Source organism: Idiomarina sp. UBA3162 (assembly GCF_002364475.1).
In the GTDB taxonomy this organism is placed as follows: domain Bacteria; phylum Pseudomonadota; class Gammaproteobacteria; order Enterobacterales; family Alteromonadaceae; genus Idiomarina.
In genome coordinates, this window is the sequence record NZ_DEYI01000103.1 from 574 (window position 1) to 7,989 (window position 7,416).

Here is a 7,416-nt window from a genome sequence, read left to right on the forward strand (position 1 = left end):
TGACGTTGTTGACGCTGAGTTTGAGGAAGTGAAAGACGACGATAAGAAGTAAGCTGAATTAGGCAACTTCGATATCAACACGGGTGTTGCCGAAAGGTAATGCCCGTGTATTTATTTTAGACAGGTGTTAAATCACAAAAGAAGATTACGGTTATGGCGCAGGATTATTATCAGATTTTAGGCGTCGGCAAAGACGCCGATGAGAGAGATATTAAGAAAGCCTACAAGCGGATGGCGATGAAATATCACCCCGACCGCACGAAAGGTGATAAAGAACTAGAAGCCAAGTTTAAGGAAATTAAACAGGCTTACGAAGTGCTATCGGATCCACAAAAACGTCAGATGTATGATCAATATGGGCACGAAGCGTTTCAACAGGCGCGCCAAGGTGGCGGGGCTGGCGCCGGTGGTTTCGGTGGCGGCGGTGCCGATTTTGCTGATATCTTTGGCGATGTATTTGGCGATATCTTTGGTGGCGGTCGTCGTCAGCAAGCGCGTCCTCAGCGCGGAGCGGACTTGCGTTACAACCTAGAAATGTCGTTAGAAGATGCGGTGAAGGGCAAAGAAGTCGAATTGCAGATTCCGACCATGGTTGAGTGTGGTGACTGCGACGGCTCAGGTGCGAAAAAAGGCACCCGACCAGAGACCTGTGGTCATTGTCACGGTTCCGGTCAAATTCAAATGCGTCAGGGCTTTTTCGCAGTGCAGCAGGCATGTCCTCATTGTCGTGGCACGGGGTCTATCATCAAAGATCCATGTAACACCTGTCATGGTCAGGGTCGCGTAGAAAAAACGAAAAAGCTTTCGGTCAAAATTCCTGCGGGCGTGGATACCGGCGACCGTATTCGTTTAGCGAACGAAGGTGAAGCAGGCGAAAAAGGCGCTCCAGCAGGTGACTTGTATGTTCAGGTGCATGTACGTGAACATCCTATCTTTGCGCGTGATGGCAACAATTTATACTGCGAAGTACCAGTGAGCTTTACCAAAGCGGCGCTAGGTGGAGAAATTGAAGTCCCGACCCTAGAAGGTAAAGTTAAACTGAAAGTGCCGAAAGAGACTCAAACGGGCAAACACTTCCGTTTACGTGGCAAAGGGGTTAAGTCAGTTCGTACGGGTGCCGTCGGTGACCTCATTTGTAAAGTAGTTATCGAAACGCCGGTCAATTTATCGTCACGTCAACGTGAATTGCTCGATGAACTTGAGAGTTCGATGGGGCAAGGAGATGAAGCAGCCAAGTTCAGACCGAAAGAAAAAGGTTTCTTCGACGGTGTTAAACAATTTTTTGATGACTTGCGTAGCTAAGGCTAATATCGTTAGTACAAAGTCATTATTGTTTGCCTAAAGGAGGCATTATGCGGGCTTGGAAAATAGCGGCGTTGACGCTGGCGACCATGACAGTAGTCAGTTGCTCAAAATCGCCCACAGGACGTTCTCAGTTAGCTTTTTTGCCTGAAGGTCAGCTAAACCAGATGGGTGAGCAGTCCTATGAGCAGATGAAAGCTGAAACGCCGATTAGTGACGATCCCGCTATTAATGCGTACGTCCAATGCGTAAGTCACGCACTGATTGACGTATTACCTGAACCTTATAGCAAGGCGGATTGGGAAATCACTGTATTCGATCAAGATACCGTAAATGCCTTCGCACTACCGGGTAACAACATTGGCGTTTATCGTGGCTTGTTAGATGTTGCAGAAAACCAACATCAATTAGCTGCTGTAATTGGTCATGAGATTGGTCACGTGATTGCGCAGCATAGTAATGAGCGTGTATCGAGTAACATGGCCGTGGGCGCAGGCTTGCAACTCGGCGCGATTTTCGCCAACCAAGAGTTGGAGAGTGAAAACGCAGCGTTACTGATGAGTGCACTCGGTATTGGTGCACAAGTCGGGATTCTATTGCCTTATAGCCGAACACATGAGTCTGAAGCCGATCAGTTGGGACTCGACTATATGGCAGACGCAGGTTTTAAGCCGATTGAAGCTGCTGACCTATGGCGTAACATGGCGAAGCAATCGAAAGGCGCTCCGCCAGAATTACTATCAACGCACCCATCACCGCAAACGCGTATTGATGCTATAGAAGACTATGCGCCTAGCTTAAGTTCGCGAGTACAACAAGCCCATCAACAAGGTCGCAACCCGACCTGTCAGAAGCCTGCTTCGTGATTGATAAGACCAAGCCAAATCTGCTTTGGCTTGGTCTTTTAGTTATATGCTAGTCAAAAATTTTCTTTCGGCGACCGACTGATCGACGCTAAATTATCCGCATTTTTCTTAACGCGGACGTTTTATGTTTAAATTCTGGTTCAATATTCCATTTTGGCAACGCGTACTGGGTGCATTTGTGTTAGGTGCGCTGATAGGGGCGTTTTTTCCAGATGCAGGGCAAGCGCTTAAGCCGTTAGGTGACTTGTTTATCCGTGCAATAAAAATGCTAGTGGCGCCTCTTATTTTTTGCGCGATCGTCAGTGCGATTACCGATTTGAATGATGGTCAAAAGCTTGGACGCTTGGGAGCCAAAACGATAGGCATGTTTATGCTGACGGCCATTATAGCCAGTGCTATCGGTTTGGCGTTGGGCACCTTAATTGATATGAGTCCAGCGCAGGCGCTTACTGCAACAGAGCAAACCGAGAAAGTCATTCCAAGCGTTTCTCAGGTACTACTTAACTTTGTGCCAACCAATCCATTTGCCGCACTTAGCGAAGGCAATGTGCTTCAAATCGTTGTCTTTGCAGCAATCATCGGTGTTGCAATACAGAAGCTGGGCGAACCTGCTGAACCCGTGCGTCGAGTGATTAAATCGGGCGCTGAGGTGATGTACCAGGTCACTCGCATGGTCTTGCAACTTACACCGCTTGGCGTTTTAGGCTTGATGGCATGGGTGATCGGCGAATACGGCATTGCAAGTTTATTGCCTTTGGCCAAATTCGTTGGCGTGGTCTATTTAGCGGTGCTGATTCACATTGTGGTGGTTTACGGTGGCTTTGTCCGTACCATGGGGGGCATGAGTGCTTGGCAATTTTTCCGAGCCGTGTTTGATGCACAAGTCGTTGCCTTCACGACGTGTAGTTCATTTGGTTCCTTGCCAGCGGCACACCGTGCGGTCACTGAACGTTTGGGCGTGTCAAAAGACTATGCGAGTTTTGTGTTGCCGCTCGGAGCCACCATTAATATGGACGGTTGTGGCGGAATTTATCCCGCCGTGGCAAGCATTTTTATTGCTAATCTGTACGGCATTCCACTCGATTGGATGGACTATGGCTTGATCATGATGACAGCGACCCTAGCGTCAGTTGGAACGGCAGGGGTGCCGGGTACTGCATTAGTGATGTTAACGGTGACGTTAAACGCTGTTGGCTTACCGCTCGAAGGAATCGCTTTTATTGCCGCAATTGACCGTATCATCGACATGGCGCGTACCATGACCAATGTCACCGGTGACATGATGGTGGCACGCGTAGTTGCGCGTAGCGAAAACTTATTGCAGGATAACAACCCTTATCAGGAAGCTAGAGAGAGCGCATGAAATTAGGTGTATTGGGCGCCAGTGGGCGTATGGGACAACAAATTATTAAGTATGCCGAGGCTTATGGCTTTGATGTGTCGCATGCGTTCGTCAGTAAGCAGAGTCGTTCGCTCGGTAACCCCATTGGGCAAACTCACTATCATCATGTGTCAGAGGTGAATGATGCACCCGATGTATTAATTGACTTTAGCCTACCCTCTGCGCTGGAAGAAAACCTGGAGTATGCACAAAACCATCAGTGTCCGATTGTGGTCTGCATTACCGGGCTCGATGCCGCGCAACAGCAACTGCTTCGGGACACGGCGCAAAAAGTGGCCACACTACATGCGCGTAACACGAGTTTGGGGGTGGCACTGATGGAGCAATTAACGCGCATCGCAGCAGGCGCGTTTAAAGACGCAGACATTGAAATTTTTGAGGCGCACCATCGACATAAAAAGGATGGGCCATCAGGCACTGCTTTAGCGCTCGGCGAGGCCGCTGCGATGGGCAGAAAGGTAACATTTGAGACCGTTAACGATGGCATCCGTGGTGAAGGCGAGCGCAGCGAACAGGGCATAGGGTTCAGTGTACTACGTGCCGCAGATATCGTCGGAGAGCATCAAGTTTGGTTGGCACAGGCCGGTGAGCGCATTGAATTATCACATCGCGTGAGTGACCGTCGCATCTTTGCTGAAGGCGCATTGCGCGCGGCACAGTGGTTGAAGGCTCAGGCGCCAGGCGAGTGCTATCAAATGGCTGATGTGCTGGACTTAAAAAAGCAACTGGCGCAACTATTGGATTAAAAAACAGCGCTGGACGCTGCGTAAAAAAACACGTACAATACGGTCAATTTGCCTGATGTTAGTCATCTGCTAATTTCAGTGAGCAAAGAACGCGCGGTAAGGACCTTAAACGGGGAAGTCAACTTTGTATTGATTCACCCGTTTTTTTATGTACGGAGGTTGCCCTTGAGTATTTTAGCGAGTCAATCCGCTAACCGAGCCATACTGGTGTTAGCCGACGGCACCATCTTTCATGGCACAGCGATTGGAGCCGAAGGCTCCGCTGTTGGAGAAGTCGTCTTTAATACAGCCATGACAGGCTACCAAGAAATTCTAACTGACCCCTCATACACTGAACAACTCGTCACCCTGACATACCCCCACATTGGCAATACTGGCACCAACAACGAAGATGAAGAATCCCCCGAAGTTTGGGCGAAGGGCTTGATCATTCGTGATAATGCTTTAAAAGCCAGTAGCTTTCGTAAACAAGAGACTTTGACAGAATATTTGCAACGTCAGAATGTCGTGGGTATCGCTGATATTGATACACGTAAGCTGACGCGGATTTTGCGCGAAAAAGGTGCGCAAAATGGTTGCATTATGGCCGGAGCCATCGACGAGGAAAAAGCGTTGAAGTTAGCCCGCGAGTTTCCAGGCCTTAAAGGGATGGATTTGGCTAAAGTTGTGTCGTGCAAAGAAACGCATGCTTGGACCGAGGGAAGCTGGCAACTTGGCGAAGGACATACCTCACCTGCGCAAGACAAATTTCATGTCGTTGCATACGACTATGGCTGCAAACAAAATATTCTAAGACTGCTCGCGGATCGCGGCTGTCGCATCACGGTGGTACCGGCACAAACGTCTGCCGATGAGGTGATGGCGTTAAACCCAGATGGAGTCTTCTTATCCAATGGACCGGGTGACCCAGAACCTTGCGACTATGCGATTGAAGCGATTAAAACGTTACTCGATAAAGACATCCCTATTTTTGGTATCTGTTTGGGTCACCAATTACTGGGCATCGCCAGTGGGGCAAAATCGAGCAAGATGAAGTTTGGTCACCACGGTGCAAACCACCCGGTACAAGACGTACGCACTAAGCGCGTGATGATTACCAGTCAAAACCACGGTTTTGCGGTAGACGAGACGAGCTTGCCGGATACTATTGAGGTGACTCACGTGTCATTGTTTGATGGCACCCTGCAAGGCATGCGCAGAACTGATAAGCCCGCATTTAGCTTCCAAGGGCATCCGGAAGCGAGTCCAGGCCCGCATGATGCAGATGCGCTCTTTGATCACTTTATCGAATTAATGCAAGCACGCGCTTAAATGAGTGCAGCAAAGGATAGAACGAAACTATGCCAAAACGTACTGACATAAAAAGCATTCTGATTCTTGGTGCAGGACCGATAGTTATCGGTCAAGCCTGTGAGTTTGATTACTCGGGTGCACAGGCATGTAAGGCGCTGCGCGAAGAGGGTTACCGAGTGATTTTGGTGAACTCGAACCCGGCGACGATCATGACTGATCCAGAAATGGCCGATGCGACATATATCGAGCCGATTCACTGGGAAGTCGTAGAAAAAATTATCGAACGTGAACGTCCAGACGCGATTCTACCAACCATGGGCGGTCAAACTGCACTGAACTGTGCGCTTGATCTTGACCGCCATGGTGTCTTAGATCGATTTAAAGTTGAAATGATTGGCGCCAATGCCGATGCTATCGATAAAGCGGAAAACCGCGACCGCTTCGACAAAGCGATGAAAAAGATTGGTTTAGAGACGCCGAATGCTGAAATGGCGCATAGCATGGAAGAAGCTTTTGACGTACTTGACCGTCTCGGTTTCCCATGCATTATCCGCCCATCGTTTACCATGGGGGGTAGCGGTGGTGGTATCGCTTACAACCGTGAAGAATTTGAGGAAATTTGTCGACGCGGTCTGGATTTATCGCCCACTAACGAACTACTGATTGATGAATCGCTGTTAGGCTGGAAAGAATACGAAATGGAAGTGGTTCGTGATAAAAGCGACAACTGCATTATCGTATGTACCATTGAAAACTTTGATCCAATGGGTATTCATACTGGCGACTCGATCACCGTTGCGCCGGCTCAAACATTAACGGACAAAGAGTTTCAGTTGATGCGTGATGCAGCAATGGCGGTGTTGCGTGAGATCGGTGTTGAGACAGGTGGCTCAAACGTACAATTTGGCTTGAACCCTGATACCGGCCGCATGGTGATCATTGAAATGAATCCACGCGTGTCGCGTTCGTCAGCGCTCGCCTCGAAAGCAACAGGCTTCCCAATTGCGAAAGTTGCCGCCAAGCTTGCGGTGGGCTATACGCTGGATGAACTCGAGAACGAAATTACGGGCGGTGTGACGCCTGCATCGTTTGAACCGGCGTTAGATTACGTTGTGACTAAGATCCCTCGTTTTAACTTTGAGAAGTTCGCTAACTGTAACGATCGCTTAACCACTCAGATGAAATCGGTGGGTGAGGTGATGGCGATTGGTCGTAACTTCCAAGAATCGATGCAAAAAGCATTGCGCGGCCTTGAACTGGGCGCCAATGGCTTTGATAGTATGGTCGATTTAAGCAGCGATGAAGCGCGCGGCAAAGTGATTCGCGAGTTAAAAGAGCCGGGTGCGGAGCGAATTTGGTATATTGGCGATGCATTCCGTTTAGGCATGACTGTTCGAGAAGTGTTTGAACTCACTCGTATTGACGAATGGTATCTGATTCAAATTGAAGAGCTTATCAAGCTTGAAGAAGAGCTGGATGCATTGGGACTCGCAGGCATGAATGAACATGTTATGCGGGCACTTAAACGTCGAGGCTTCTCTGATGAACGTATTGCTGATGTACTGCATGTCAGCGAGTCAGAAGTGCGTAAGCGTCGCCATAAGTTAGGGATTCATCCGGTTTATAAACGGGTTGACACCTGCGCTGCTGAGTTTGCCTCAAGCACTGCCTATATGTATTCAAGCTATGATGAAGAATGCGAAGCAGACGTTTCGGATCGCGACAAAATCATGGTGATCGGTGGCGGTCCAAATCGCATTGGTCAGGGGATTGAATTTGACTATTGCTGTGTGCACGCGGCTCTGGC

The 7,416-nt window shown here is 49.0% G+C and carries 6 protein-coding genes; all 6 read left to right on the plus strand.

What is annotated here, in order from left to right:
• The first annotated feature begins 153 nt into the window (after window positions 1-153).
• Complete coding sequence (gene dnaJ, locus B2X00_RS12230; RefSeq protein ID WP_071463544.1) at window positions 154-1,302, plus strand: molecular chaperone DnaJ; 1,149 nt, start codon at window positions 154-156, stop codon at window positions 1,300-1,302.
• 50 nt (window positions 1,303-1,352) lie between these two features.
• The gene (locus tag B2X00_RS12235) at window positions 1,353-2,168 is read left to right on the plus strand and encodes a M48 family metallopeptidase (protein ID WP_290487936.1); all 816 of its coding nucleotides are present in this window, start codon (window positions 1,353-1,355) and stop codon (window positions 2,166-2,168) included.
• A 124-nt stretch (window positions 2,169-2,292) separates the two neighbouring features.
• Entirely contained in the window at window positions 2,293-3,531 is a 1,239-nt protein-coding gene (locus B2X00_RS12240; RefSeq protein ID WP_290487937.1) for a dicarboxylate/amino acid:cation symporter, read from the plus strand.
• Window positions 3,528-4,316 (plus strand): 4-hydroxy-tetrahydrodipicolinate reductase, encoded by a 789-nt coding sequence (gene dapB, locus B2X00_RS12245; RefSeq protein WP_290487938.1) that lies wholly within the window; start codon window positions 3,528-3,530, stop codon window positions 4,314-4,316. The genes B2X00_RS12240 and dapB overlap by 4 nt, the downstream gene beginning before the upstream one ends.
• Window positions 4,317-4,481: 165 nt before the next feature.
• The gene (gene carA, locus B2X00_RS12250; protein ID WP_290487939.1) at window positions 4,482-5,627 is read left to right on the plus strand and encodes a glutamine-hydrolyzing carbamoyl-phosphate synthase small subunit; all 1,146 of its coding nucleotides are present in this window, start codon (window positions 4,482-4,484) and stop codon (window positions 5,625-5,627) included.
• Window positions 5,628-5,656: 29 nt separating this feature from the next.
• A partial coding sequence (gene carB, locus B2X00_RS12255) for a carbamoyl-phosphate synthase large subunit (RefSeq protein WP_290487940.1) occupies window positions 5,657-7,416 on the plus strand: 1,760 nt, incomplete at its 3' end.